The sequence below is a fragment of the Clostridium intestinale genome (genome assembly GCF_035905475.1).
In the GTDB taxonomy this organism is placed as follows: Bacteria; Bacillota; Clostridia; order Clostridiales; family Clostridiaceae; genus Clostridium_T; species Clostridium_T intestinale.
Window position 1 is genome coordinate 3,291,521 of record NZ_CP121166.1, and the last position, 26,214, is coordinate 3,317,734.

Sequence of the window (26,214 nt, forward strand, 5' to 3'; positions counted from 1 at the left end):
TACTATAGTGCATATTTCATGAATTTATCAAATATATATTCAGAATCTTTAGGCCCTGGACACGCTTCTGGATGGAATTGTACTGAATATATAGGCAATGTTTTATGCTTCATTCCTTCTATTGTTCCATCATTTAAATTCACATGTGTAACCTCAAATTCTTCTGGAAGTTGTTCAACTACATACCCATGATTTTGTGAAGTTATATGCACTCTATTTTCTTCTAAATCTTTAACCGGATGATTACTTCCTCTATGACCAAATTTTAGCTTACTAGTTTTTCCACCTAAGCTTAAAGCTAGAAGTTGGTGGCCTAAGCAAATTCCTACTATTGGTTTCATACCTATCAAACTCTTAATGTTTTCTATTGACTCTGGTAAATCCTCTGGATTTCCTGGACCATTTGATAAAAATATTAAGTCAGGATTTACAGCTAACACTTCATCTGAAGATGCGTCATAAGGAAACACACTAACTTTACAGCCTCTTTTTACGAAATTTCTTACTATATTTTGTTTTATTCCAAAATCTAATATAGCTACATGTTTGCCAGCACCCTCTACTTGTTTTACCGCACCTGTTGACACTGACTTTACAGCATATTCATTAGAGAAGCTTTGAAGTTTTTCCTTAACATCTTCTAAGCCTAACTCTTCTAAGGTTATTATTCCTTTCATTGTTCCATTATTTCTTAACATCTTAGTTAAAGCTCTTGTGTCAATTCCCTCTAACCCTATTATTTTATTTTGCTTTAGGTAATCTTCTAATTGAAACTCACATCTAAAATTACTAGGTGATGAGCATTTTTCTCTAACTATAAAGCCTTTAACTTTAATTGATTTTGATTCTGTATCTTCTATATTTATCCCATAATTACCTATGAGAGGATAAGTCATAGTAACTATCTGTCCATAGTAAGATGGGTCTGTTAAAACCTCTTGATATCCTGTCATTCCAGTATTGAAAACTACCTCTCCAACACTTTCTTCTAGATAACCAAAAGCTGTACCTTCAAATATTGTTCCGTTTTCTAATATTAGCTTTGCTTTCATAATAGCCCTCCTAAATAAACTATTAAAGCCAAAAATACACCTTATATTTTATAAAGTCTTTTGTTTTTGCGAAAAGAAAAGGATAATAAAGAGATTAATTAAGTTATAATCTCTCTACTATCCTCCATATATCTAACCACAAAAATGGGTATAAAGACAAAGCTGTTAAGTTATTAATTTTTAATGATACCATAACAACATACTCCTTTCTGGCCTCACAGGACCAATTTAAAGTGTATTCAAACTTTATTTTTAAACCTATTGTATTTGATATGACATACTTTGTCAAGAAGCCAATCAAAACCAAACTATTGGTACAATACCCATTCCTAAACTTAGAGGATACCTTAAGACTTAATAAAATATACATCTTTTATACATAAATGTAGTATTAAGATGTATAGCCCCAATTATGTTTTATAGCTATATTATATATTTTCCTCTTCATTTATTCAAGCTTTTAATTATATTTATGCTATTATTATGCATAAATATTCTATTTTATAATTTTATTATTATATCTAAAACAATACTATTTTTCATAAAATGTTTTCCCATGAATCATTGATACTTAGATTTTTAAATTAATAATTAAATTTCAATAAAAAAATGGTTACTTCCTTGTTTATAGAAGTAACCATTTTTTGCCTTTAGTCTTAATAAAGGTCTTGTCTTAATTTAAAGCCATCTTTATTATTATCTATTCCACCAATTATGTCAAATAAATTTTAACTATATCACCATATCAACTTTTTCATTTCCTCTTTTTGTAACATATTAAGGTATATAACATATATTGTTTATGAGATTAATTCATAAGGAAGCATTTATGTACATTTCAAAAGACAATTGTAATTTTGATTCTGCAAGTGTAAGATATTTCTCTTTAGACGAGGAAGTTGATGAAGTAGGCGAATTTGAAATGGATGTTAATTATGTAATTCCAGCACTTTTTAGCATTGTTGATTCTGAAGAAGAATTTGGCGGAGATTTTAGAGAACAACAAGCTCCTCCTCCTTTTCTAGGGAATCCTATTTCTCAAGCTCCTTTTGACGCTCAAAATCCTCAAGGTGTTCAAGGTCCGATGAGTAAACCACCTAATTTTATTCCATCCAAAAATGATAAAAAAGCCGTTAGTTTAACAAGTTCTGCTCAAACTAAAGCCGTAGATCCAGGGTCTATGAAACCTTGTATACGAAAATTTGTTTATATTTGGCAAAAAAACGACTACTCCTATTGGTCTTACTTAACTTATGTAGGACCTAAATCTATTGCTGGGTGGAGATGGGCTGGCTGGAGATGGGTCTATTTCGGTTTAGATTTAAATAGGATAGATAGTTTTATCTGCTATTAGACATGTACATTAATAGATTTAGATGATTAACATTTCTATAACTTAAAATGTTAATCATCTTTTTCTATTTACCTAATATCTACTTTTTGGATACATAAATATTGTTTTTCACATAAAATCTCCATGGAAAGTCAACAGCCTCTTCTGCATAGTCAATTCCAATCCTAGTTGTTTCAACTATATCAGATGAATTAATTATATCTCCATCCTCTATATACAGTTCTTTGGATATTACTAAATCCATAAAATTATGCGCCTTCTTATTTATATCAAGAGCTATACACAATTTAGAGGGTCCATTTGTAAGATTTTTCATTTCTTTAGCAGTAAGAGTATCATAGGATTTACGAAATCTATTTTGAGCTATTTTCTCAAGTCCATCTATGGGTTCAACTGCCCTTATAAGTATCCCTTCTGGAGATCCTTTTTCTTTTGAAATGACATTAAAGCATTCATACATTCCATATATTGAAAAAACATAGCTGATCCCAGGCTCTCCATATAAGGGCTCCACCCTAGGAGTCTTTTTACCTCCATAGGCATGAGAAGCTTTATCTATAGATCCTATATATCCTTCTGTTTCTACTATTTTCCCAGATAATCTTACACCATCTATTTCTCTAACTATAACTTTTCCTAATAACTCTTTTGCAACAATCAAAGTATCTCTTGCAAAAAAATCTCTTTCTAGTCTCATAATTGCTCCTTAACTTTAGATTAAGATCTAAAAACAACCTCTTCCTTTGAAAACATATATTTGGCAAACAATACTGCTGCTATTATATATATAACATGCCACACCAAGACTAATCCTATGTGCATAGGATCAAATATTCCTGCCATAGCTTCTTTCATAACAACCACAGAATTAACTATAGGTATATTGAAAAACATAAAACCTATACTTTTTGCATCCATCATAAATGGAATATAAGTTAAAATCATTACTGGTAATAATAGACCACCTAGATAAGTATTGGCCTCTTTCATAGAACGAGCAAATATACTTATGGCTATTTCTAAGGAACTCAAAGCTATTAAAACAAATATAGCTACTATTCCTATAACACCAAATGCACCTATTGGAATGGTCATCTTACCACCACTTGAGAACATATATATAGTGGTTCCAATCATAGTTGCTAAGCTAGTTATCAATGTTATTAATGCTATGGAGGCTATAGCTATAAGCTTACCCCAAAATATAGAGGTTCTTCCCACAGAAGTAGATAATAAAGGTTCAAAAGTTCCTCTTTCTTTTTCTCCAGCAACTAAATCAGCAGCTATTCCTACAGTAGGGCTTATCATAAGTATGATTATTAAAGTTGGAAGCATACTCAAAATAGCATATGCCATGGCATTTTGTTCTTGCTTGCTTAAAGTTTCTTCTTTTATTTCAAACGGAGTCAAGATTTCGCTGTCTATACCCTTTTGTTGTAACCTTGTATTTACTATATTTTTACTGTACTCATTAAATACTTCTCTTATCATTGATGAAGCTATTTTAGACTTATTTGAATCATCATCATAAATTATTTTAACATCACTCTTTTTCTCATTTACGACTTGGTTATCAAAATCCTTTGGAACATCTATTATAAGAGATATGTCTCCTTTTTTTAATTTATCTTCTTCATTTCCACTTTCATCTATAGTTATGTTATCCATACTGTCAATAATCTTGTATAGCGAAGACTCTTTGTCTCCTTTATAGGCTAATGTAACATTTTTTTCTACAGAACTAACTGTATCCTTCATTGTTACATCTAATATTTTAAACATTGCTGGATATATTATTACTGGAAGTAATATAGTGAATATCAAAGTTTTCCTATCTCTGAATATGTCTTTTAATTCTTTCTTTAAAATAACCCAAAAATTATTCATTATTTTTACCTCCTATCAGCCCTACAAACACTTCTTCTAAGTCTTCATTTTTATATCTTGCTTTTAACTCATTTACAGTTCCTTGTTCTACAAGTTTTCCTTTATTAATTATTACTACTCTATCACAAAGTTTTTCAACTTCCCTCATAGAATGAGATGATAAGAGAATTGTTTTATTTTCTCCCTTACACTTAATTATAAAGTCATGTATAACTCTAGCAGCGGAAACATCTAAGCCTGTACTAGGTTCATCAAACAACATTACCTTTGGTGAATGTACTATTGTTCTTGCTATTGAAACCTTTTGTTTCATACCTCTAGAAAACTTACCAGCTCTCCTATCTATATATTCTTTCATATCTAAATCTTTAGATAGCTCCTCTATTCTTCTATTTATTTCATCATCAGCCATTCCATATAATCTGCCAAAATACTGAATATTCTCTTTAGCAGTTAATCTATCATATATACCTACATCTCCTCCAAATAAGATTCCTATTTCATTCCTAACCTTATCTGACTGTTTTATAACATCATATCCATTAACCACCACACTACCTTCTGTTGGTTTTAGCATAGTAGATATCATTCTTAAAGTTGTAGTTTTACCTGCACCATTTTCACCAAGCAGTCCTACTATTTCTCCTTCATTGACTGTAAACGAAAGTTTATCTACTACATTTACACTCTTAAATCTTTTACTTAATTCCTTTATTTCTAACATTATTTCACCTCTTATCAATTATTTATTAAGTTTAGTCTATCAATATTTACCATTTATATCAATGACCAAAAGATTTTTCTCTTATTTATATATTTAATTTTTTATTTAACACAGCCATTATTATACATATTATATGGTATATCATGGATATACTAATAGTGTTATATATTTTTAATAATAAAAGGGTGATATTATGGGTAAGTTGAAATTAATTTTAGGTGATATAACTAAAGAAAACTATACAGCCATCATAAATAACGCAAACTCTTCTTTATTAGGGGGAGGTGGGATAGACGGAGTAATTCATAGAACCTGTGGTGATAGCTTATTGAAAGAGTGTAAATCTCTTGAGGGATGTAAATCTGGATATGCTAAGATAACTAAATCCTATAATTTAGCTGATAATGGTATCTACTGGATTATTCATATGGTCAATCCTATTTGGCAGGGAGGTACACATAATGAACATACCATTTTAAGAAATGCTTATAAAAATGCTTTAGGTTTATGTATTGATTACAAAGATATATATCTAAAACAAACACTAGAGGCAATTGAAAGACAACAAAGAAGGTTACACGAAAATAGATTTTCTCATTTAGTAAAGGACTTAACTCTTTCGACTCAAGATTATATTGATAAACATCCAATAAAAAATATAGCTATTCCTTTTATGAATAGTGGAGTATACTGCTTTCCTGTGGAGGAAATGGCCTTCATAGCTTTAGAGGACGTTAAGATTTTTTTAGATTCTCATATAGGAATTGAAGAAATTGCAATCGTTTGTCCTGATCAAAAGAATTTTTCTATTTTACAAGATATATCAAAAGAAATCTTCCAATCAGTAAAAATATAACTTTATGTTTATGACGTTAAGAACTATATAGTATCTTAACGTCATATTATTATGATTTGATAACAACACTTAAAAGTTAACCTTTATTTACTTTTTTTATAATTTTTCTAGTAACCCATCTAGGCATAAATCTCACTGCTTGAACTAACAATTTATTTTTAAAACCAGGTACTAATAAAACACTTTTTTTATAAGTAAATTCTTCATAAGCTTTCTTTACTACATAAGCAGCATCCATTAGATTATTTTTCGAAACATCCGACTTTTCTACTTTAGCTATTTCCTGAAACTCTGTCTTTACTGCCCCTGGACATAAAGCCATAATTTTTACATTATAACCTAAACACTCTTCATATAACGCTTCTGTTAAGGATAAAACATATGCCTTAGTTGCATAATAAACACTCATATTAACTCCTGGTGCAAAAGCTGCTGTAGAAGCTACATTAAGAATCCCGCCTTTATTTTTTTCAATCATACTCGGAAGGAATTTTTTTATTAATTTAGTTAATGCATAAATATTCACATCGATCATCTCTAAATCTTTTGCTTCTTCAACTTTATAAAATGCTCCATAAGATCCAAAACCAGCATTATTTATTAAATTATCCACAAAGATATTTTTTTTATTCACAAAATCATATATGTAATCCACAGATTCCTTTTTAGATAAATCTACAGAAATAATTTCTATCTTTATGTTGTTTAGATTTTCTAACTCTTTTTTTATCTCTTGAAGCTTTTCCAATCTTCTTCCTATAAGTATAAGATTATTTCCGTTTTGAGCAAAAATTTTTGAAAATTCATAGCCTAAACCTGAAGTAGCACCTGTAATTAAAGTATAATCTTTCATAATTTCGTTTCCCTTCAATATGTATACAAAATATTCTATCACAATATTACGGGTAAAATAACTGATAAATGAAAACAATATTTTATGTAAGTGTTAGAAAGGAGTGATTCTGATTGGTTAGAAAAGGAATGCATGAAAAACAAATGGAACAAGCAAGAGATATGCTTGAAAAAAACATAGGTTTAGCTCAAATAGTTGAAGAAACTGGATTAAGTGAATCCGATGTTCTTAAAAAGCAGGAAAAGATAAGAAAAAAAATTAATGACTAACTGCTTTGGGTTTAGTCTATTGACTAAACCTTCTTGTTATATTTAAAGTAAAATTATATATATTGACATTTTAAATTATATATGATAACTTTATAAGGTAATTAAAACTTGATTAAAAGGGAGTAGTTCCAAACACACCATCAACAGTACGACTATTTTTAGTCTGGTGTTGTGTACCTAATAATTTAGGTTACGAGACTTTTAATATAATTCTTTGTAAATTAGGAATTATATTAAAGGTCTTTTTTATTACAAAAAAGGGGGATTCAATATGAAAAATCATTTCAACAAGACCAGCAATGAATTATTTAACGAATTTAATACGTCTAATGACGGACTTGATTCAAGCTCTTTGGACTCATTAAGAAATAAACATGGTTTTAACGAACTTATTGAAAGCGAAAGAAAAAGTCTAATAGTAATTTTCCTAGAACAATTTAAGGATTTTATAGTTGGGGTATTACTAGCTGCTTCAATAGTATCTTTTGCTGTAGGAAACAAAGAAAGTACCATAGTAATTCTAATAGTACTTATTGTTAATGCCTTACTTGGTACAATCCAGCATGTAAAAGCGGAAGCCTCACTAAAAAGTTTAAAAGCTCTCTCGGCTCCTAATTCTAAAGTAATCAGAAATGGAGTAAAAATAGAAATACCATCTAGAGAGGTTTTACCTGGAGATATTGTTCTTCTAGAATCTGGAGATTTTATAGCTGCTGATGGTAGAGTTATAGAAAACTTTTCACTACAAGTTAATGAAAGTTCACTAACTGGTGAATCTTTAAACATTGATAAACATTCTGAAATAATAACCGATGAAAACATACCTTTAGCTGATAGAAAAAACATGGTTTTCTCAGGATCTCTTGTAACTTATGGAAGAGCAACTGTATTAATAACTGGAACTGGTATGGATACAGAAATAGGTAAAATAGCTCAATTACTTAAAAATACTCAAGAAAAGAAAACACCTTTACAAATAAGCTTAGATGATTTTGGTAAAAAACTTACAATCGGTATACTTGCAATCTGTTTGGTTATTTTCTTAGTAGATATTTATAGAGGCTTACCAATAATAGACTCATTAATGTTCTCTGTTGCTCTTGCTGTTGCTGCTGTTCCAGAGGCATTAAGTTCTATAGTAACTATTGTTTTAGCTTTAGGAACTCAAAAAATGGCTCACGAAGGTGCTATTGTTAAAAAGCTGAAATCTGTTGAAAGTTTAGGTTCTGTTTCAATAATCTGTTCTGATAAAACCGGAACATTAACTCAAAACAAGATGAAAGTTAAAGAGTTGTATATAGATAATTCTACTTTAAAAAGCAATGAATTAAATTTATCAAATGACTTACATAGCTTTTTCCTTAATTCTTTAACACTTTGTAATGATTCTTCTATAAAGTCTGGTAATGAAATAGGTGACCCTACAGAGATTGCTCTTGTAAAACTTGCTTCTGAATATTCAAAGACTGAAGAAGAAATTAGAGATTCTTATAAGAGATTAAGTGAAATACCATTTGATTCTGACAGAAAACTTATGAGTACAACCCATAAATTTAATTCTTCTTATAGATTAATAACTAAGGGCGCAGTAGATATACTACTTAATAGAATAAATCACATAGAAACATCTGAAGGTATAAGGGATTTAACTCCTGAAGATAGAACTATAATCGAAACTGCTAATGAGAACTTCTCAAAAAGAGGTCTAAGAGTTTTAGCATTAGTTTATAAAAATCTTCCTGCTGAAACAGACATATCTTTAGAAGATGAATTTGACTATACTTTTGTAGGATTAGTGGCTATGATAGATCCTCCTAGAGAAGAATCATCAAAAGCAGTTGCAGACTGTAAATCAGCTGGAATTAAACCTGTTATGATTACTGGTGACCATAAGATTACAGCCTCTGCTATAGCTAAAGAGATAGGAATTCTTCAAAATGATTCTGAAGCCATAGAAGGAATAGAAATAGACAAAATATCTGATGAACAACTTAAAGAGTTAGTTCCTAAGATTTCTGTTTATGCAAGAGTTACTCCTGAACATAAAATAAGAATAGTTCGTGCATGGCAAGATTTAGGAATGATAGTAGCTATGACTGGAGATGGTGTTAATGATGCTCCTGCTCTTAAGCAAGCAGATATAGGTATTGCTATGGGTATAACAGGAACTGAGGTATCTAAAGATGCATCTTCTATGATATTAACAGATGATAACTTCGCGACTATAGTAAAGGCTATTGCTAATGGAAGAAATATATATGCTAACATCAAGAACGCAATAAAGTTCTTGTTATCTGGAAATACTGCTGGTATTTTATCAGTATTATATTCTTCAGTTATGGGTTTACCACTTCCTTTTGAACCAGTTCACTTACTATTTATAAACCTGGTAACTGATAGTTTACCAGCTATAGCTATAGGTGTAGATAAACCAAAAGGTGATTTATTAAAAGAAAAGCCAAGAAAAGCCAATGCTTCTATATTAACTAAAGATTTTATGAAAAGCATCTTAAGTGAAGGTGTGTTAATAACAATATCTACAATGATTGCTTACTATATAGGATTAAATACAGGGGATAGACACTTAGCAAGCACTCTTGCATTCTCAACTTTATGCTTAGCTAGATTATTCCACAGCTTTAACTGCAGAGGAAAAGAATCTATACTTAAGACAGGGTTATTTACTAACCAATATATTTGGTATGCTATACTTACAGGTTTAGCTCTATTATTAGCTATATTGTTTATAACTCCACTTAGTTCTTTATTCTTAGTTTCTACTATAACATTAACTAACTTAGCACAAATATTTGGACTTGCACTAGCTCCAACTATATTAATTCAATGCTATAGAATTATAAAAAACTAATTTAATTCAAAAGAACTGTTGCACTAAATAATCAGTGCAACAGTTCTTTTTTATAGATTTATTTATTTTTTTAAATTTAATATTACATTTTCCCTTTTAGCTTTTTAACTTCTTAATAAGCATAATTAATTTAATTAAATCAAAATGACTTTAATGAGGCTTGAGAAGAAGCCTCTACATTAATAAGGTTTATCTAATCTGGCCTTCGCCGTAGATTATATATTTAATAGTTGTTAATTCTTTTAATCCCATAGGTCCTCTTGCATGAAGTTTTTGAGTACTTATTCCTATCTCAGCTCCAAATCCGAACTCAAAACCATCTGTGAATCTTGTTGATGCATTAACATATACAGCTGCTGCATCAATTTCTTTTAAGAATTTTTGAGAATTAAAATAATTGTTAGTTACAATAGCCTCTGAATGTTTTGTTCCATGAGTATTAATGTGTTCTATAGCTTTCTCTAAAGAATCTATAACGTTCACCGCAAGTATATAATCATGGAATTCTGTATCCCAATCTTCTTCCGTTGCTTTTACTACATCAGGTAATATCTTTAGAGTTCTTTCGCATCCTCTAACTTCAACATCGTATTCCTTTAAGTCTTCATAAACTAATGGTAAAAATTCTTCGGCTAAGTTTTCATGTACTAGTAAAGTTTCACAGGCATTACATACTGATGGTCTACTACATTTTGCATTTATAAGTATTTTTTTAGCCATATCTAAGTCTGCATCCCCATCAACATACACATGACAATTACCTATTCCTGTTTCTATTACTGGAACTGTTGCATTTTCAACCACTGTTTTTATTAATCCTGCTCCACCTCTTGGTATTAATACGTCTATATACTTATTTAATTTCATCATTTCTTTAGCTACTTCTCTGCTAGTATCTCCAACTAACTGAACTGAGTTTCTTGGGAAACCAGCTTCTTCTAAGGCATCGCCTATAACCTTAACTATTGCCTTATTAGAGTTAATAGCTTCACTTCCACCTCTTAATATAGTAGCATTACCAGTCTTTAAGCAAAGTACTGCTGCATCCAATGTAACATTAGGTCTAGCTTCATATATTATTCCTATAACTCCTAGAGGAACTCTCTGCTGACCTATTTGTAAGTTCGCATGATTTTTCCACATACTCACTACTTCTCCTATTGGATCTGGTAGTGAAACCACTTGACCTACTCCTACTGCCATTTCTTCTACTCTAGCTTCTGTTAGCCTTAATCTATCAAGCATAGCTTTTGATGTTCCTTTTGCTTCTGCAACTTCTAAATCTTTTTCATTTTCAGCTATTATTTCATGTTTTCTTAAAAGAATGAACTCTTCAATCTTTTTTAACGCCTTATTTTTCTCTTCTGTAGATGAATTCCCCAAAAATCTTGAAGCTTTTTTAGCTTCTTTTCCCATTTCAATTAAATTACTCATTAATTAGCCCCCTTTTATTTATAAATAGCGTACCTACGTCTTGCCCTTCAAGAATATCAAACAATATCTCTGGATCTTTACCATTTGTTAATATCATATTAACTCCTGCTCCTAAAGCTACTTTAGCCGCAGCAAGTTTTGTTTTCATTCCACCAGTTCCTTGAGACGATCCTGCACCACCTGCAAATTCTTCTAGTTCTTTGTTTACCTCATATATTTCTTTAATCATTTTTGAATCTTCGTTATGTCTAGGATCAGAATCATAAAACCCATCTATATCAGATAATATAATAAGTAAGTCTGCTTTAATAAGTTTTGCTACAATTGCAGATAGATTATCATTGTCCCCAAAATTACATATGTTTTCTATCTCATCTATAGCCACCGTATCATTTTCATTAACTATAGGAATTACTCCTTTTTCTAATAGTGTTTCAAAGGTATTAATAACATTGTTTCTTATATGGTCATCTTCAACTACATCTCTTGTTAAAAGAACTTGTCCAACCAAGTTTCCATATTCACCAAAAAACTTACTATAGATATGCATAAGTTCACACTGTCCAACAGCTGCTACTGCCTGTTTTTCTCTAATAGTACTAGGTCTTTCTTCTAGATTAAGTTTACTACACCCAACCCCAATTGATCCAGAAGATACTAATACCACTTCTTTCCCTTGATTTCTTAAATCTGCTAACACCATAGCCAGCTTATCAATTCTCTTTAAATTTATTTTACCATTATCATAAGTTAAGGTAGATGTTCCTACCTTAACTACTATTCTTTTACTTTCTTTTACTATATTTCTTCCCCAATTCAATTTAAAGCCCCCTTGCTTTTCCTAAACAAAATATTTTATATATTATAACATATAACCATTAAATAAATATATAATTATTCTGCTTTATGACATCACCATATCTCCACCATTAACATGTATAGTAGTTCCTGTTATAAAGGATGCTTCTTGAGATGCTAGAAACACATAAGCACCTGCCAATTCCACAGGTTGAGCAGCCCTTCCCTGCTTATTATCTGTTCCAAAATTCCCAACCTTTTTTTCATCAAATGAGGCGGGAATAAGTGGAGTCCAAACTGGTCCTGGTGATACCGCATTAACTCTAATTCCTTTAGATACAAGGTTCATTGCTAATGATCTAGTAAAACTAGTTAACGCACCTTTTGTTGAAGAATAATCAATTAAAGTTTCATGCCCTCTATATGCTGTAATTGATGTGGTATTTATTATAGAATCTCCTTTTTGAAGATGAGCTATAGTTGCTTGAGTCATAAAAAAGGTTCCAAAAATATTAATTTCAAAAGTCTTTTTTAGTTGTTCCTCTGTTATATCTTCTATATTTTGTTGTTCATATTGAACAGCTGCATTATTTATTAGTATATTTATCTTTCCTAAAGAACTTATTACTTTCTCGATAGCTTTATTGCAGAAATCTTTAATTTTGATATCTCCAGCTATTAAAATACATTTACGTCCTATTTTTTCGATTTCTTTTTTAGTTTCTTCTGCATCTTCATTTTCATTATTATATATTATAGCTATATCTGCTCCTTCATTGGCTAAAGCTATAGCTGCAGCTTTTCCTATTCCGCTATCTCCACCTGTAATTACTGCAACCTTATCTTTTAATTTTCGATTTATAATTCCATAACCCTCTGATTTAAAAATTGGTGTAGGGTTCATTTCCTTTTCTATTCCTGGCTGTATATTTTGATGTTGCTCTGGAAACTTTTTTGGAAAGTTCGCTGTAAAATCCATACTATTTTCCTCCTTAGTACTCTAATCATAAGTGTAGTATTTTCATAAGCATCTATTTTTAATCACCAATTATTCCAAGGTATACGTCCAAGCTTTTTATCTAAAAATATATAAGAAAGGTTGGTGATTGTTTTGGAGAGAAGAATTATTAATCCTGGAGATTTGAAAGCTAGAATAGAAAACACTTTTAAAGATTTTTACTGGGTAAATAAATATGAGATCAATGCAAAAAATGATCCATTTTGGGCTAAGGTATTTATTAGTCCTGATTTAATTCCTTTCTATGAGATAGAAGGTTTTTTAAACTTTTTAGATGACAACGTAGATAAGGCTACTTGTACTATTGTTTCAAGTAATAAAGTAGCTCCTATTGGAGATGGATATGGTTCAGGTGAAGAGTTTATTTATTTTTTAGGAACAGATGAAATTAAAGCATTACTTACTAAGTCCTATGACCTATCTTTCTCAAAATATATAGATGCTATAACTAAAGTTAATGAAGATATCCACATAATAATTAAAGAAAAGCAGCCTTTAAAAGTATAAATATAAGCCTAGGATTTTATCCTAGGCTTATATTTAAAATTATTATATACATTAATGTAGTTTTACGATTTAATATATATAGTATAGACTTTAAATACCTATAAGCAGGAGTGTGGATTTTAGATCTTCGTAAGCAGAAGAGTAGATTTTAAATCTTCATATGCAGAGGTGCATATCTTTTTATCCTTAACCATTTCACCTATTATATCTAGAGCCTTACTTTTTTCCATTCCTTTTCTATATGGCCTGTCTTCTGTAAGGGCTTGATATATATCACAAACTGCTAATAGTCTTTGTTCTTCTCCTAATTGCTCTGCTAAAAGTTTTCTTGAATAACCACTTCCATCAAGTTTTTCATGGTGACTTATTGCCCATTCTATTACTTCGCTAATGCTTGTCAATGGTTTAAGAACACTATAAGTATAATCAACATGACTTTTAACTATGGTAAATTCATCTTCAGTAAGTTTCCCATTTTTATTTATAAACTCTTTAGGAACTGCTAGTTTTCCTATATCGTGTAATAAACCAGCTATTTTAAGTTTTATACATTTAGTTTCATCGTATCCTTTGTATCGACCTATACGATAAGCCATTTCAGCTATACCTCTAGAATGTCTTGCAGTAAAAGAACTTCTAGAGTCTATTATTTCAGCATACACTTCAGCTACTTCTTGAAATTCATCATCATTCAAGACATCATTAATTAAGGGCTTATTTTGTTCTAGCCATAAATCTCTAGCATTTTCATTATTTAATACATTCCAAAATTCTTCATCTGAGGTAATACTATTCACTGCTTTTATGACTTCATCAGAAATAAAATTCTCTAAGTTACTTGCTAGCAATTTAAATAACTCTTTATGTTCTCTTTTATCAATCAAATGATTGTGAGTTTCTATTAAATCACTTGCTCTAATTATTTGACTAATTAAGGGGATATCTTTACCTACTTTTCCAAAAGGGCCTGTTCCATCAACATTTTCATGATGAAATTTTATATACTCTTCTAAATGTTTTATGTGAGGAATTCCTCCAATTAATTTCGAACCGTCCTCGCAATGATTCATTAAGATTTTTTCTTCGTTAGCTTCTCTAAATGCAACTTTAGCTAATCCTAAATCATGGAGATATGAAGATATATATGCATCCTTCTTCAAACTTAATTGTAAATTCATTTCGTTTGAAATTTTTAATGCTATGAAAGCCGTTCCCTTAGCATGACTTATATAATCGCCTTTAACCCTATCTGTTTTTACTCCATTTATGTATTCTCTAATTGTAGTGTTTGTAGCTATCTCGCTTAAGCTTACAGTTATAACTAATGATTCCATTATTTCTTCTAGTTTTACTCGCATTTATTTCATCCCCTAATTCTACACAGTCACACTATCATATATTATATTTTAAAGTAATTCTTTAATTATTCAATAAATATCTGCTAAAAACTTTAATTTTTTGTAAACTGTAACTTTTTGTTTTCGCCTATCTATATTTAAGCTTTATTGAAATCATGATTTTACTATGTTAAAATCTATCTTAAACAATATAATCTTAGGAGGAGTTAGAATGAAAAAAGAAATTATATCTACTTCCAAAGCTCCTGGAGCTATAGGCCCTTACTCTCAAGGAGTAAAGATAGGAAACTTAGTATACACATCTGGACAGATTCCTTTAAATCCTATAGATGGATCAATGCCTTCATCTATAGAAGATCAAACTAAACAATCTTTAGAAAACTGTAAAGCAATATTAGAAGAAGCTGGTACAAGCTTAGATAATGTTATTAAAACAACTGTATTTTTAGCGGATATGAATGATTTCGTTAAAATGAATGAAGTTTATTCAACATACTTCTCAGCAAATCCACCTGCTAGAAGTGCAGTACAAGTAGCCAAGCTTCCAAAAGACGCACAAATTGAAATAGAAATGATAGCAACTATATAATAAATTCGGAGGAATAACAAATGAAATATACAACTTCAGGTGTATGCGCAAGGGAAATATCTTTTGATGTTGAGGATAATAAACTAAAAAATGTTTCTTACGTTGCTGGCTGTAATGGAAATTTACAAGCTTTAAGTGCTTTAGTAGAAGGTCTCGACATTGATACAGTTATATCTAAACTTCAAGGAATTGATTGTAAGCAAAAAGGAACATCCTGTGCTGATCAATTAGCAAAAGCATTAATAGAATATAAAGTGAAACTTGATTCAGATGCTGTTTAATCTGAATCTTAGTTGAACTTATCTAGGGTCGTGCCACTGTTATCGCCCATATTAATAATGTATGGGCGTGTTATAGTGGCTAGACATCAGATAAAACTTCAACTGTAAATTAACATATTAAAACAGATGATTCTAGGAAAGAATCATCTGTTTTTCTATTCTAACAACATACTTTTAAGTTTTATTTTCTTTTCCTTAGTAAGACCAAATTCAGTTTCTAGATACTCGTCTATACTTTCATACCGTTCTTTTATTGCTGATAAAAAGCCCTCAATATACTCTCTCCTTACCCCCATAAGATCATCTAAGAGATATTCTACCTCTGGATACTTTTCTATATCCCTTATACTTTTTTTATAAGCTTCATTTGACTCATAGAAATATTCTTGAGACAAAAGATAATCTTCAATTATAGTTTCTTCTGGTACATCTATTGCAAGCAATAACAAAGCTGCTCCTATACCTGTTCTATCTTTACCAGCGGCACAATGTTGAAGTATGGGATATTTATCCTCATCTAAAGCATAATTTATTAGCTTCTTATAGGCTTCATTTCCGAAGGCCATTTGTATATATCTTTTGCCAAGTATATCTAATGGATTTTTTATAGCTCTTATTTGTTCTAGGTTTTTAGCTAGATCCTTCATATCTAGATTAACTTCATTGCCATCTTCTAAAGTCATGGCAGATATATTTACATATTCTGTTCCATCAAGGATAGGATCTGGCTTCTTATCCACCTCATCTTTAGTTCTATAATCAAATATGCTCTTAATTCCTAGGTTAAGAAAGGATACCTTATCCTCTTCAGTTAGTGAATTTAAACCATCAGACCTGTATAATCTGCCCCATTTTACAGTTTTTCCGTCCTTTGTTTTGTATCCACCTAAATCTCTAAAGTTAACTAATCCGCTAAATTTAAGTCTTCTCTCATTACTCAAAGGCTTCCCTCCTTCTAAAATAATTTTTCTTTTAGTATTTTATCCTCTTATTTCTTTAAAGATACCAGTATACTAAAACCTATAATTTAATTTTATAATAAAATCCTTTACTTTTATATAATTAATATTAATAAAATTTGGTTAGACTATATATTGAGGTGATTAATATGTACAGTAGTTTTGGTGTTAACTTAGATAAACAATACTCTTCTTTATCTAGAAGAACAAAAATTCCTAAAATAAGATATAGAGAATGCGAAGATGATTGCGAATGCCATATGAGTGAAAAATATTTTAAAGAAATGAATGGTGCTGTAGATTATCTTAAAGATAAGTTAAAAGATTTCAAAAATTCTGTTTCTATGGAAATGGGAATGGATGAAGATAATATTAACATATCTTGTTGCTCCCATGATTATTGCATTAGCAAAAAACATTTGGCTTTAATAGGAGTAGGTACTCTCGCTTTTGTTTTAGGTGTTAAAGCCATGAAAAATCATAGATAAACTAAAACTGCTCAATATTTCTATTGGGCAGTTTTTTATTTTCTATTTAATTAGGTTTTCTAAATGATTAAATGTACTTTCTGTAGATCTTATTTGAGATTCATTGCCCACCACAACTATACAATTATCTTTTAAACTTTCTTCTATAAGATTGCCATAAGCTTTAATGTCTTCTAATGTAGTATTTATCACTTCTTCTCGTTCTCTTATTAAATCTTCTTCTGTGTATCCTGCATAATATTCCACTACAGCTTTATCTGCTTTACTATCTGGATTAGAAGGAACATCTAATTTACTTACAGTTCCTATGATATATTTCACCATTTCTTCTTTAGTAGCATTAAAGTTCTTTAAATACTCTACAGTGCCTTTATATGCATCAAATGTTTTTATAATATTAGGATCTCTATATGAGCTAAAATACAAGAATCCGTCTTTACTTAAATTGACCCTTACCCCATAAGCTCCACCTTCAACTCTTACTTTACTCCATAGATAATCAAAATTAAGTATTGTATTTAATACTCTCATATTTCCTGAATACTTAAATCCTTTATCTAAATAACATCCGCCTAAAGTAACATAGTTTATGTTTGCTTGAGTTAAGAATCCTTCATTCATTTTTGCAAGTTTATAATTAAAATCTTGATTTTTAACTTGTTTATCAATCAGACCTTTCTTTAATATCTGTACATTATCTTCTATTAAAGAAATATTTTCATCTTCTTCAGTAAAGGATATAGTTAAATTATTAATATTGAAAACTGTATCTGCTATTTCTCTTAACTTATTAGTAACGCTCTCTGGATCACTCTCTAGTATCTTTTCTATATTACATATAAATTTATATAATCCTATACCTCCAATAGAGTCTTCAAAATATCCTCTAGGTGACATATAACTTAACACTCTTAAACTACCAAGAACATTTCCTGAAGCCACCATAGCACCTTCATATCTAGACTTTATCTCTCTTACTATTTGAAGTATTCTTGTATTGTCTTCGAATGAAGTTTCAGTTACTACTTCGGTCATAAGTTCAAGTAAGCTAGAAACCTTAGAGCTTAACGCCTTACCATTTACTACAAATGCTGGTACGAAGTCTTGTTTATTATCTTTTTTATAAAAACTTCTTGCGGAATAACTTATTCCTCCTGTACTCATATTTATAGCATTTGTAAGCTCTTCATAGCTTCTATTTTGAGTATTTATTCTTCCTAATAAAAATGAAAGTAAAGCTAGATATTGACCTTCTTCTTTATTTATTACTCTTCCATCAAAGATTAACTTTATATATGAAATCTTATTTGTAAACATAGGAGTAAATAAAGTTTTAATTCCTTCAATATTCTTTTCAACTAAAGTTATCTTCTCTACATCCTTAGATATATCCTCTAAAGTAAGCTTAGGCAATGTATCTAACTGTTCTTTAGTATCTGGGGTCATTTGTCTTTTTCTTAATTTCTCTTCATCTCTTTTAATATTTTCTATATAATCCTCTGTAAAAGTAGCCTTTATATCCTTAAGCTTCTCTTTGAGTTCTATTTCAGTTTTTTCAGTTAATCCCTTTTCTGGAGTCATGCTTATTATGGTTTTGTGATTATTACTTAAAATGTATTTATTAATTAATCCTTCAAAGTATCCTTTTGATGATTTATCTCTTATAGATTTGATTATGTCTGTATATTCTAAGTTTAAAAAAGGTTCTCCTCCATAAAGCATGCTTTCTAGAACTGTAATTCCATATATAAGACCTTTTGGATATCCTCCAAAGTTAGCTTCTCTTAATTCAAATTCTTTTCTATTCACAGCTCCAGTTATAAAATCCTCTGGAATTCCATTTTTACTTATATCAGTTAAAATTTCATCTATTTTATTTATTATACTTGCTTTATTTTCTTCATCTGTATTTTTAATAGTTATATTAAGATATGGTTGTTTTATTCCACCTTCAAACCTTCCTGTAACTACCTTAACTATACCACTATTTATTAATTTATTTTTTAGGAGCGCATTATTAGCAGTAAGTAATATATATTCTAAAATTTCAAAGGATAAAACTAATTCTCTATCTAATGCTCTGCCTATTGAATAGTTAAGAGAAAGATAGGATTTATTATTAACTTCATCATCGTTTGAAATTCCATATGACATTTTTATTTCCTTAGGTTTTTCAAAAGCTTCTTGAACACCTAAGTTAGGTGGGATATTTTGATAAGAATATTCATTTAGATAATTATCATTTATAAATGCTAATTCTTCATCAGTGTCGCCGTCTCCATATAAAAATATAATGCTATTAGATGGATGATAATATCTTTTATGAAAGTTAACAAAATAATCATAAGTTAAATTTGGGATAACTGCTGGGCTACCACCTGAATCATTACCATAAGTAGTATCTGGATAAAGTGACCTTGAACTCGCTCTGGAAATAATGGAATCTGGGGATGAATATACTCCCTTCATTTCATTATAAACTACTCCATTTATATGAAGTTCATCAGTTTCTTTATCTATCTCATAATGCCAACCTTCTTGCATGAATATTTCTTTTTCTTTGTATATATTAGGATTTAATACTGCATCTAAATATACATCCATTAAATTAAAGAAGTCCTTTTTATTTTTACTAGCAATTGGATACATTGTTTTGTCAGCAAAGGTCATGGCATTTAAAAATGTATTTAAAGAACTTTTTAATAATTCTACAAATGGCTCTTTACTTGGAAATTTTTTAGATCCACATAAAACTGAATGTTCTAATATATGAGCAACTCCTGTACTATCTTCTGGTGGTGTCTTAAAAGTAATAGCAAATACTTTATTATCTTCATCATTACTTATTTTTATTAATTTAGCTCCTGTTTTTTCATGTGTAAACACTAACCCTTTGGAGTTTATCTCATTTAAATCTTTAATGTTTTCTAATTTAAATCCACTATATATAGTTCCTTCTTTATAATTCATCTCACTCATCCTTTCTTACTTTTAAATTCTCCATAGTTCTCATAATTTATGTTATTAAGATTATTCTAATTTTTCTTTTGCTATATGTCTATAATATGATGAAAAAAAAGAGGGTATTCACTGAATAACCTCTTATCAAATCCTTGCGACCAATGGATTTTATTTTTTCGAATTAGCGATTTCAATATTTACTTTTCTTCCTCTAACTCTCTTACCTATACAATTTTTCATTATGTCTCTTGCTACTTCTTCAGTTGCATCGATAAATGAGTATTTATCAAATATATCTATATCGCCTATATCTTCTTTCTTTAATCTTAAGCCTTCACCTAAAAATGCTATAAAGCTCTTAGGATTCATTCCATCTTTTCTACCTAAGTTAACAAATAATCTTTCATATCTTCCTTTAGAAGTAGTAGATCCTATATTATTTTCAGAATAATCGTAAGAAACTTCTTTATTGTAGATTATGTGCATAAGTGAAGCTGCAACCTGTACTAAATTGAATTCTTCATCTATTTGTTCTGCTAAAGGTATAAATTTACTATAGTCTTCACCTTCAATAGTTTCTTTGATTCTTGAGTATATGTTATTGTATTTAGCTTCAAATATATCATCTATTGTTGGTATATTTTTTCTCTTTATCTTACTATTTGTAATTCTTTCTATTTGCTTTAACGCTCTATACTCTCTTGGAGTAACTAAAGTGTATGCAACACCTTCTCTATTAGCTCTACCAGTTCTTCCTATTCTATGTACGTAGGATTCTGTATCTTGTGGTAAATCATAGTTAATTACATGAGTTACATTTTCAACGTCTATTCCTCTAGCTGCAACATCTGTAGCTACTAAGAATTCTAAGTTTCCTTCTTTAAATTTCTTTAAAGTATTCATTCTGTAGTTTTGGCTTAAATCACCGTGCATACCTTCAACACTATATCCTCTTGCTTGCATAGATGCTACTAATTCATCAACACCTTTTTTAGTCTTACAGAAAATTATTGCTGCTGTAGGTGCATCCACGTCTAGGATTCTACATAAAGATTCAACTCTATCACTATGTTTTACTTCATAATAGTATTGGCTTACAGTAGATACTGTCATAGCATTTTTTATGATAGATATATGTTGAGCGTCATCTTTCATATAGTTCTTAGCTAATTTCTTTATTTCTTGAGGCATAGTAGCTGAGAATAATAAAGTTTGTCTTTCGTCGTTAGTATTCTTTATTATTTCTTCTATATCTTCAACAAATCCCATATTAAGCATTTCATCTGCTTCATCTAAAACTAGGAACTCTATGTTTCTTAGATCAACTACTCTTCTTCTCATAAGATCTAAAACTCTTCCTGGTGTTCCAACTATGATGTCTATACCTCTTGATAATGCCTTAATTTGTCTATCTATAGGTTGACCGCCATATACAGGTAATATTCTAGTCCTTGTATGTTTAGCTATTCTAACTAATTCTTCATTTACTTGTATTGCAAGTTCTCTAGTTGGTGCTAAAACTAAACACTTAACTTTATTTCCTGCTGAAGTAATATTATTAAGTACTGGTGCCCCAAATGCCAAAGTCTTTCCAGTTCCTGTTTGTGCTTGCCCTATAACGTCAAATCCATCTAATAATACAGGTATTACCTGTGCTTGTATTTTAGAAGGTTCTTCAAATCCCATATCATCTATGGCTTTTAAAACATCCTCTTTTAATCCTAATTCTCTAAAATTTATTTCGCTCATTCAGTTTCCTTCCTTCTCGTTTATATTTCAATTTTTTTCTTTATATAAACAGTTTTTGTTTTTTATTTAATAAATATTCTCTTTTGCAGATTGCCAACAAAAAACCCCATAAGAAATACTTCTTATAGGGCTATAACTTACTATCTTCTGAAGTTTCTGTTATTATTGCTTTGAGCTTTTCTTGCTTTTCTACAGTCTGCACATCTTACTGGATCATTTTCAAATCCTTTTTCTTTGTAGAATTCTTGTTCACCTTCAGTGAATACGAAATCTTTTCCACAGTCTTTACATACTAAAGTTCTATCAGCCATTCTTACATTCCTCCTTTTAATCTCAAGATCTTAAACACACACAACTTGTTCTTAAAAGAAGAAATGTTGTTAATAGTATTTAAATCTTTAATTTACCTTGGCTATTGTAGTATATCATAAACCACTAAAAATTGCAACTACATCCCATTGCGCCTCCTTAGTAAAGCCCTGATTACACACTATTTCTATTATATACAACTAATGTAATATTTATACTAAAACAATAAATTTTATGTTAACAATTTCTATTTTATCATTATAAAAATTGACAAGCCTCCTTTTTATAGTTATTATTTCTATATAGTTTAGCTTAAAGGGGGAGATTTTCATTAGCGCGAATTTGAAAAAACTAATGAATTTTAGTAACAAAAAGCCTGTAGCTATAATAATATCTGCAATACTAATCATAGCTTTAATCGTAGTAATTAAAATGAAGCAAAAAAACATAACAATAGTTATAGGAGATGATACTCAGACTATAACTACTTACGGGAAAACAGTTGAAAAGGTTTTAAGTTCCAATAATATTACTCTTGGAGAAAAAGATAAAATTGAACCAGCCTTGGATTCTCTACTTAATAAAAATGACACTATAACAATTAAAAGAGCAAAAAACATTACTGTTTATTTAGATGGTAAAAATCTAACCCTCCTATCTGCTGAAGATAATATCGCTTCAATGATACAAGCAGAAGGTATTTCAATCCAACCAGAGGATAAGGTTGAACCTATCAGAGAATCTACTCTTACAGAAGACATGCACATCAATATAGTCAGAGTTGAAACTAAAGAAATAACTGAAAACATAGCTCTTGATTATTCTACTGAAATTCAAAGTGACAATAATATATTAGATATATTTAAGAAAACTGTACAATATGGCGAAAAAGGAAGCAAAGATATAACATATAGAGTTGTATATGAAGACGGAAAAGAAGTTTCTAGAAGTGTTGTTAAAGAAAACATAACTAAACAACCTGTTAACGAAATAGTGGTTAAAGGAACTCAAAGTGCTGTTGCTCTTAGTAGAGGTGGAGACCCTATGTCTTATTCTAGAAAAGTCAGCGTAAAGTCTACAGCTTATTGGGCAGTAAATGGAGTAGGTAGTACCTATACTTCAAGTGGAAAATTAGCTCAAAGAAATAGTGAAGGTTATAGCACAATAGCAGTTGATACTTCTGTATTTCCTTATGGAACTAAGATGTATATCCCTGGTTATGGCTTTGCTATAGCTGCTGATACGGGTTCCAGTATACTAGGCAACAAAATAGACGTGTATTTTAACACAAAACAAGAAGCTCTTAACTGGGCAGTAAAAAATGTAACTGTTTATGTTTTAGAATAAAATAGTATAAAAAAGCGGCTCAAATGTTTGAGTCGCTTTTTTGCTACAATATGAATTTTGTTATAGCTAAAGTCAAAGCATAACTTATAACTCTAGCTCCATTAATTATTATAAAATTTTTAACTGAAAGTATAAAAGTCTTGCTCTTAACATGCTCTTTTTCAAATACTTTTATATTCCTGTTAACAATAATAAATGTAGCTAGTGACAATATAGATAATAATGGTTCAATGCCTAATATGATTAATATAAATAAGTCTATATATGCAATGTAGTATGTCCACTTAAATACTTTTAAAGCATTATCATTTCCTACATATACTGGCATAGTATATCTTTTATTTTCTATATCATCTTCTCTATCACATATGTTATTAGCTAACATTATATTAGCTATTCCTGCTATAGCTGGTATCGCCAAAAGGAATATATATAGTACTTCTTTTATGTTTAAGTTCAGGGATAATGTCGCCTCATTTAAACTCACACCTATAATTCCACTACTAGAAATATGTATGTATATTGATAAGAATAGTATTATTCCTCCCATAAAAAAACCTGAAAGTATCTCTCCAAACGGAGTCCTAGATATAGGAATAGGCCCAAAAGAATAGCAAACCCCTATAACAAAGGAAACAGCTCCTAATATGAGTACTATGATATTTGTATTTAGAAACAATATAAATCCAAAAATAACCGCTGTAATTAATAGTCCTAATATAACTATTATTACATTACTTTCCTTGAGATTATCTTTAACTATAGCATTATGTACTTCATAACCATAGCCATACTTTCTAACAGCTTTTTTGTAATCCATATAATTATTTATGGCTGTAGTAGCCATATCTATACATAATAGAGATATAAACATCAATAAGAAATTCATCAAGTTAAATTCACCAAATCTATATATAGCTATTAATGTTCCTAAAGCAAATGGAGTAACACTAGCAGCTTTAGTCTGAATTTCTACTAATTTCAAAAAACTTTTTATATTCATTAACTCCCTCCTCTTTTGTATTCAATTTAATATATTATATAAAATTCTCTTCACAAATTTCAAATGTTTTTAATATCCATTTCAGCTATTATCCCCAAAATAAAAAGAGAGTCAAATAAACTCTCTTACTATTTTACAAAATTTTTAGTTTTCTCTTTTTTAGGATTATTAAAAATTTCTTCTACTGAACCTTCTTCTATTATTTCTCCATCAGCCATAAATAAAACCTTGTGAGCTACTCTTTTTGCAAAAGCCATATCATGAGTTATGATTAATATACCCATACCTTTTTTGCTTAACCCATCTATAACTGTAGCTATTCCCTCTGTAAGCTCTGGATCTAAAGCTGATGTTGGTTCATCAAAACACATTATCTTAGGGTTTAATGCACAAGCTCTAGCTATTGCAACTCTCTGCTTCTGACCACCAGAAAGTTCAAAAGGATATGCATTTTCTTTATCCTCTAATCCTATTTGATTAAGTAGTTCATTAGCATCCCTCTTTGCCTCATCTTTTGATATCTTAAATACATTTACAGGAGCTTCAATTATATTTTCTAAAACAGACATATGTGGAAACAAATTATAGTTTTGAAAAACCATCCCCAGATTTTTTCTGACTTCCTTCATGGTATCTTTTGAACAATAAACAACTCTTCCATTCTTTTCTTCAAACAAAGGAATATCGCTTATCTCTATACTTCCACCATCAGCTTTCTCTAGCCCATTTATACATCTTAAAACCGTGGTTTTTCCTGCACCAGATTGTCCTAATAGAGCAACTATTTCTCCTTCTTTTACCTGAAAGCTTACATTTTTCAAAACTTGTTTACCTTTAAAAGATTTATTTAATTCACTAACCTTTAATGTCATGGTGAGTCCTCCCTATTGATAATAAGAATACTTTTTCTCAAGTACTTGGAATACCTTTGTCAGTACAGCTGTAAGTAATAAATAAAATACTGCAACTACTACTAAAGGAACCAATGATGCATCTCTATTTGAAGCTGTTTTAGCAACTTTTAAAAGTTCATCTAACCCAACTACATATACAAGTGCAGTATCCTTAACAAGTGTAATCACTTCATTTGCTACTGGAGGTAATACTCTTTTAATCATCTGAGGAAATATTATTCTAAAAAACGTTTGAGAATTAGACATTCCCAAAACTTCCGAAGCCTCATATTGTCCCTTATCTATAGACTGTATTCCAGCTCTGAATATTTCCCCATAATATGCAGCATAGTTTAAAACAAATGCTATTATAGCTGCTGGAAATCTATCAAAACTTATTCCTATTAACGGTAGTCCAAAAAATACAAACACTATTTGCAATAATAATGGAGTTCCCCTCATAAGCCATATATAACCTTCAGTTATTACACTTATTATCTTTACTTTTGATAGTCTTCCTAATGCAATTACAATCCCTAAAGGTATTGAAAGGACTAATGTTACTATAAATATTTTAAGAGTACTTACAAGACCTTCTGTTAGCGAAGGTAATAAACTTACCACATAATCCATATTATATTTCTCCTGTAATATTA

At 30.0% G+C, this 26,214-nt stretch carries 25 protein-coding genes; 9 read left to right on the forward strand and 16 right to left on the reverse strand.

Annotated elements, in window-relative coordinates; all coding sequences use genetic code 11:
* Positions 1-2: 2 nt before the first annotated feature.
* On the reverse strand, positions 3-1,052 hold the full coding sequence (locus P8F83_RS16925; protein ID WP_326511972.1) for a carbamoyl phosphate synthase small subunit: 1,050 nt from the start codon (positions 1,050-1,052) through the stop codon (positions 3-5).
* Between the two features lie 829 nt (positions 1,053-1,881).
* On the opposite strand from P8F83_RS16925, the gene P8F83_RS16930 reads away from it, so the two are divergent.
* Positions 1,882-2,406, forward strand: a complete 525-nt coding sequence (locus tag P8F83_RS16930) for a hypothetical protein (protein ID WP_021804306.1) — start codon at positions 1,882-1,884, stop codon at positions 2,404-2,406.
* A gap of 79 nt (positions 2,407-2,485) precedes the next feature.
* Here the strand turns inward: P8F83_RS16930 and P8F83_RS16935 are convergent, their stop codons facing one another.
* From P8F83_RS16935 to P8F83_RS16945, 3 genes are read right to left on the reverse strand one after another with little or no spacing between them, the layout of a single operon-like run.
* Positions 2,486-3,103, reverse strand: coding sequence for a DNA-3-methyladenine glycosylase (locus P8F83_RS16935; protein WP_326511973.1), 618 nt, complete (start codon positions 3,101-3,103; stop codon positions 2,486-2,488).
* Between the two features lie 20 nt (positions 3,104-3,123).
* Entirely contained in the window at positions 3,124-4,293 is a 1,170-nt protein-coding gene (locus tag P8F83_RS16940; RefSeq protein ID WP_326511974.1) for an ABC transporter permease, read from the reverse strand.
* Positions 4,286-5,017 carry an ABC transporter ATP-binding protein gene (locus P8F83_RS16945; RefSeq protein ID WP_326511975.1) on the reverse strand — a complete coding sequence of 244 codons (732 nt, stop codon included), beginning with the start codon at positions 5,015-5,017 and terminating at the stop codon, positions 4,286-4,288. The genes P8F83_RS16940 and P8F83_RS16945 overlap by 8 nt, the downstream gene beginning before the upstream one ends.
* Before the next feature lie 193 nt (positions 5,018-5,210).
* Here P8F83_RS16945 and P8F83_RS16950 point away from each other — a divergent pair, with 193 nt between their 5' ends.
* Positions 5,211-5,873, forward strand: a complete 663-nt coding sequence (locus P8F83_RS16950) for a macro domain-containing protein (protein WP_326511976.1) — start codon at positions 5,211-5,213, stop codon at positions 5,871-5,873.
* 76 nt (positions 5,874-5,949) lie between these two features.
* Here P8F83_RS16950 and P8F83_RS16955 read toward each other — a convergent pair whose 3' ends face one another.
* Positions 5,950-6,726: an SDR family NAD(P)-dependent oxidoreductase gene (locus P8F83_RS16955; RefSeq protein ID WP_326511977.1), complete on the reverse strand. Its 777-nt coding sequence runs from the start codon at positions 6,724-6,726 to the stop codon at positions 5,950-5,952.
* A 113-nt stretch (positions 6,727-6,839) separates the two neighbouring features.
* Here P8F83_RS16955 and P8F83_RS16960 point away from each other — a divergent pair, with 113 nt between their 5' ends.
* Positions 6,840-6,995 carry a hypothetical protein gene (locus P8F83_RS16960; RefSeq protein ID WP_326511978.1) on the forward strand — a complete coding sequence of 52 codons (156 nt, stop codon included), beginning with the start codon at positions 6,840-6,842 and terminating at the stop codon, positions 6,993-6,995.
* Between the two features lie 271 nt (positions 6,996-7,266).
* Positions 7,267-9,864 (forward strand): calcium-translocating P-type ATPase, PMCA-type, encoded by a 2,598-nt coding sequence (locus P8F83_RS16965; protein WP_326511979.1) that lies wholly within the window; start codon positions 7,267-7,269, stop codon positions 9,862-9,864.
* 189 nt (positions 9,865-10,053) lie between these two features.
* Here the strand turns inward: P8F83_RS16965 and P8F83_RS16970 are convergent, their stop codons facing one another.
* The 3 genes from P8F83_RS16970 to P8F83_RS16980 form a co-directional block, all read right to left on the reverse strand.
* Complete coding sequence (locus P8F83_RS16970) at positions 10,054-11,298, reverse strand: glutamate-5-semialdehyde dehydrogenase (protein ID WP_326511980.1); 1,245 nt, start codon at positions 11,296-11,298, stop codon at positions 10,054-10,056.
* Positions 11,291-12,118 (reverse strand): glutamate 5-kinase, encoded by an 828-nt coding sequence (gene proB, locus P8F83_RS16975; protein WP_326511981.1) that lies wholly within the window; start codon positions 12,116-12,118, stop codon positions 11,291-11,293. Before proB ends, P8F83_RS16970 begins: the two co-directional genes overlap by 8 nt.
* Before the next feature lie 84 nt (positions 12,119-12,202).
* A complete protein-coding gene (locus P8F83_RS16980) occupies positions 12,203-13,075 on the reverse strand; it encodes an SDR family oxidoreductase (RefSeq protein WP_326511982.1) in 873 nt (290 codons plus the stop codon).
* A 132-nt stretch (positions 13,076-13,207) separates the two neighbouring features.
* Between P8F83_RS16980 and P8F83_RS16985 the strand changes: the two genes are divergently transcribed.
* Complete coding sequence (locus tag P8F83_RS16985) at positions 13,208-13,621, forward strand: hypothetical protein (RefSeq protein ID WP_326511983.1); 414 nt, start codon at positions 13,208-13,210, stop codon at positions 13,619-13,621.
* Positions 13,622-13,740: 119 nt separating this feature from the next.
* Here the strand turns inward: P8F83_RS16985 and P8F83_RS16990 are convergent, their stop codons facing one another.
* A complete protein-coding gene (locus tag P8F83_RS16990; RefSeq protein ID WP_326511984.1) occupies positions 13,741-14,979 on the reverse strand; it encodes an HD-GYP domain-containing protein in 1,239 nt (412 codons plus the stop codon).
* Between the two features lie 211 nt (positions 14,980-15,190).
* Between P8F83_RS16990 and P8F83_RS16995 the strand changes: the two genes are divergently transcribed.
* Together P8F83_RS16995 and P8F83_RS17000 are read left to right on the forward strand one after the other, a co-directional pair.
* On the forward strand, positions 15,191-15,568 hold the full coding sequence (locus tag P8F83_RS16995; RefSeq protein WP_021804293.1) for a RidA family protein: 378 nt from the start codon (positions 15,191-15,193) through the stop codon (positions 15,566-15,568).
* A gap of 20 nt (positions 15,569-15,588) precedes the next feature.
* A complete protein-coding gene (locus P8F83_RS17000; protein WP_326511985.1) occupies positions 15,589-15,849 on the forward strand; it encodes a TIGR03905 family TSCPD domain-containing protein in 261 nt (86 codons plus the stop codon).
* A 155-nt stretch (positions 15,850-16,004) separates the two neighbouring features.
* Here P8F83_RS17000 and P8F83_RS17005 read toward each other — a convergent pair whose 3' ends face one another.
* The gene (locus P8F83_RS17005; RefSeq protein ID WP_326511986.1) at positions 16,005-16,790 is read right to left on the reverse strand and encodes a tyrosine-protein phosphatase; all 786 of its coding nucleotides are present in this window, start codon (positions 16,788-16,790) and stop codon (positions 16,005-16,007) included.
* A 167-nt stretch (positions 16,791-16,957) separates the two neighbouring features.
* Between P8F83_RS17005 and P8F83_RS17010 the strand changes: the two genes are divergently transcribed.
* Complete coding sequence (locus P8F83_RS17010; protein ID WP_326511987.1) at positions 16,958-17,296, forward strand: hypothetical protein; 339 nt, start codon at positions 16,958-16,960, stop codon at positions 17,294-17,296.
* A gap of 42 nt (positions 17,297-17,338) precedes the next feature.
* Here the strand turns inward: P8F83_RS17010 and P8F83_RS17015 are convergent, their stop codons facing one another.
* From P8F83_RS17015 to P8F83_RS17025, 3 genes are all read right to left on the reverse strand, one after another.
* Positions 17,339-20,266, reverse strand: a complete 2,928-nt coding sequence (locus P8F83_RS17015) for an insulinase family protein (RefSeq protein ID WP_326511988.1) — start codon at positions 20,264-20,266, stop codon at positions 17,339-17,341.
* A 159-nt stretch (positions 20,267-20,425) separates the two neighbouring features.
* Positions 20,426-22,006: a DEAD/DEAH box helicase gene (locus P8F83_RS17020; protein ID WP_326511989.1), complete on the reverse strand. Its 1,581-nt coding sequence runs from the start codon at positions 22,004-22,006 to the stop codon at positions 20,426-20,428.
* Between the two features lie 140 nt (positions 22,007-22,146).
* A complete protein-coding gene (locus P8F83_RS17025) occupies positions 22,147-22,317 on the reverse strand; it encodes a zinc-ribbon domain-containing protein (RefSeq protein WP_021804288.1) in 171 nt (56 codons plus the stop codon).
* 352 nt (positions 22,318-22,669) lie between these two features.
* Here P8F83_RS17025 and P8F83_RS17030 point away from each other — a divergent pair, with 352 nt between their 5' ends.
* A complete protein-coding gene (locus tag P8F83_RS17030) occupies positions 22,670-23,662 on the forward strand; it encodes a 3D domain-containing protein (protein ID WP_326511990.1) in 993 nt (330 codons plus the stop codon).
* A gap of 43 nt (positions 23,663-23,705) precedes the next feature.
* Here P8F83_RS17030 and P8F83_RS17035 read toward each other — a convergent pair whose 3' ends face one another.
* From P8F83_RS17035 to P8F83_RS17045, 3 genes are all read right to left on the reverse strand, one after another.
* Entirely contained in the window at positions 23,706-24,665 is a 960-nt protein-coding gene (locus P8F83_RS17035; protein ID WP_326511991.1) for a 1,4-dihydroxy-2-naphthoate polyprenyltransferase, read from the reverse strand.
* Between the two features lie 128 nt (positions 24,666-24,793).
* Positions 24,794-25,537 carry an amino acid ABC transporter ATP-binding protein gene (locus P8F83_RS17040; RefSeq protein ID WP_326511992.1) on the reverse strand — a complete coding sequence of 248 codons (744 nt, stop codon included), beginning with the start codon at positions 25,535-25,537 and terminating at the stop codon, positions 24,794-24,796.
* Between the two features lie 12 nt (positions 25,538-25,549).
* Complete coding sequence (locus P8F83_RS17045) at positions 25,550-26,191, reverse strand: amino acid ABC transporter permease (protein ID WP_073020269.1); 642 nt, start codon at positions 26,189-26,191, stop codon at positions 25,550-25,552.
* Positions 26,192-26,214 lie beyond the last annotated feature (23 nt).

Excerpts from the sequence above, each read along its gene's own strand:
- P8F83_RS16925 (WP_326511972.1), bottom strand. The coding sequence starts at position 1,052 with ATGAAAGCAAAGCTAATATTAGAAAACGGAACAATATTTGAAGGTACA.
- P8F83_RS16930 (WP_021804306.1), top strand. The coding sequence starts at position 1,882 with ATGTACATTTCAAAAGACAATTGTAATTTTGATTCTGCAAGTGTAAGA.
- P8F83_RS16935 (WP_326511973.1), bottom strand. The coding sequence starts at position 3,103 with ATGAGACTAGAAAGAGATTTTTTTGCAAGAGATACTTTGATTGTTGCA.
- P8F83_RS16940 (WP_326511974.1), bottom strand. The coding sequence starts at position 4,293 with ATGAATAATTTTTGGGTTATTTTAAAGAAAGAATTAAAAGACATATTC.
- P8F83_RS16945 (WP_326511975.1), bottom strand. The coding sequence starts at position 5,017 with ATGTTAGAAATAAAGGAATTAAGTAAAAGATTTAAGAGTGTAAATGTA.
- P8F83_RS16950 (WP_326511976.1), top strand. The coding sequence starts at position 5,211 with ATGGGTAAGTTGAAATTAATTTTAGGTGATATAACTAAAGAAAACTAT.
- P8F83_RS16955 (WP_326511977.1), bottom strand. The coding sequence starts at position 6,726 with ATGAAAGATTATACTTTAATTACAGGTGCTACTTCAGGTTTAGGCTAT.
- P8F83_RS16965 (WP_326511979.1), top strand. The coding sequence starts at position 7,267 with ATGAAAAATCATTTCAACAAGACCAGCAATGAATTATTTAACGAATTT.
- P8F83_RS16970 (WP_326511980.1), bottom strand. The coding sequence starts at position 11,298 with ATGAGTAATTTAATTGAAATGGGAAAAGAAGCTAAAAAAGCTTCAAGA.
- P8F83_RS16980 (WP_326511982.1), bottom strand. The coding sequence starts at position 13,075 with ATGGATTTTACAGCGAACTTTCCAAAAAAGTTTCCAGAGCAACATCAA.
- P8F83_RS16990 (WP_326511984.1), bottom strand. The coding sequence starts at position 14,979 with ATGCGAGTAAAACTAGAAGAAATAATGGAATCATTAGTTATAACTGTA.
- P8F83_RS16995 (WP_021804293.1), top strand. The coding sequence starts at position 15,191 with ATGAAAAAAGAAATTATATCTACTTCCAAAGCTCCTGGAGCTATAGGC.
- P8F83_RS17000 (WP_326511985.1), top strand. The coding sequence starts at position 15,589 with ATGAAATATACAACTTCAGGTGTATGCGCAAGGGAAATATCTTTTGAT.
- P8F83_RS17010 (WP_326511987.1), top strand. The coding sequence starts at position 16,958 with ATGTACAGTAGTTTTGGTGTTAACTTAGATAAACAATACTCTTCTTTA.
- P8F83_RS17015 (WP_326511988.1), bottom strand. The coding sequence starts at position 20,266 with ATGAATTATAAAGAAGGAACTATATATAGTGGATTTAAATTAGAAAAC.
- P8F83_RS17020 (WP_326511989.1), bottom strand. The coding sequence starts at position 22,006 with ATGAGCGAAATAAATTTTAGAGAATTAGGATTAAAAGAGGATGTTTTA.
- P8F83_RS17025 (WP_021804288.1), bottom strand. The coding sequence starts at position 22,317 with ATGGCTGATAGAACTTTAGTATGTAAAGACTGTGGAAAAGATTTCGTA.
- P8F83_RS17030 (WP_326511990.1), top strand. The coding sequence starts at position 22,670 with ATGAATTTTAGTAACAAAAAGCCTGTAGCTATAATAATATCTGCAATA.
- P8F83_RS17035 (WP_326511991.1), bottom strand. The coding sequence starts at position 24,665 with ATGAATATAAAAAGTTTTTTGAAATTAGTAGAAATTCAGACTAAAGCT.
- P8F83_RS17040 (WP_326511992.1), bottom strand. The coding sequence starts at position 25,537 with ATGACATTAAAGGTTAGTGAATTAAATAAATCTTTTAAAGGTAAACAA.
- P8F83_RS17045 (WP_073020269.1), bottom strand. The coding sequence starts at position 26,191 with ATGGATTATGTGGTAAGTTTATTACCTTCGCTAACAGAAGGTCTTGTA.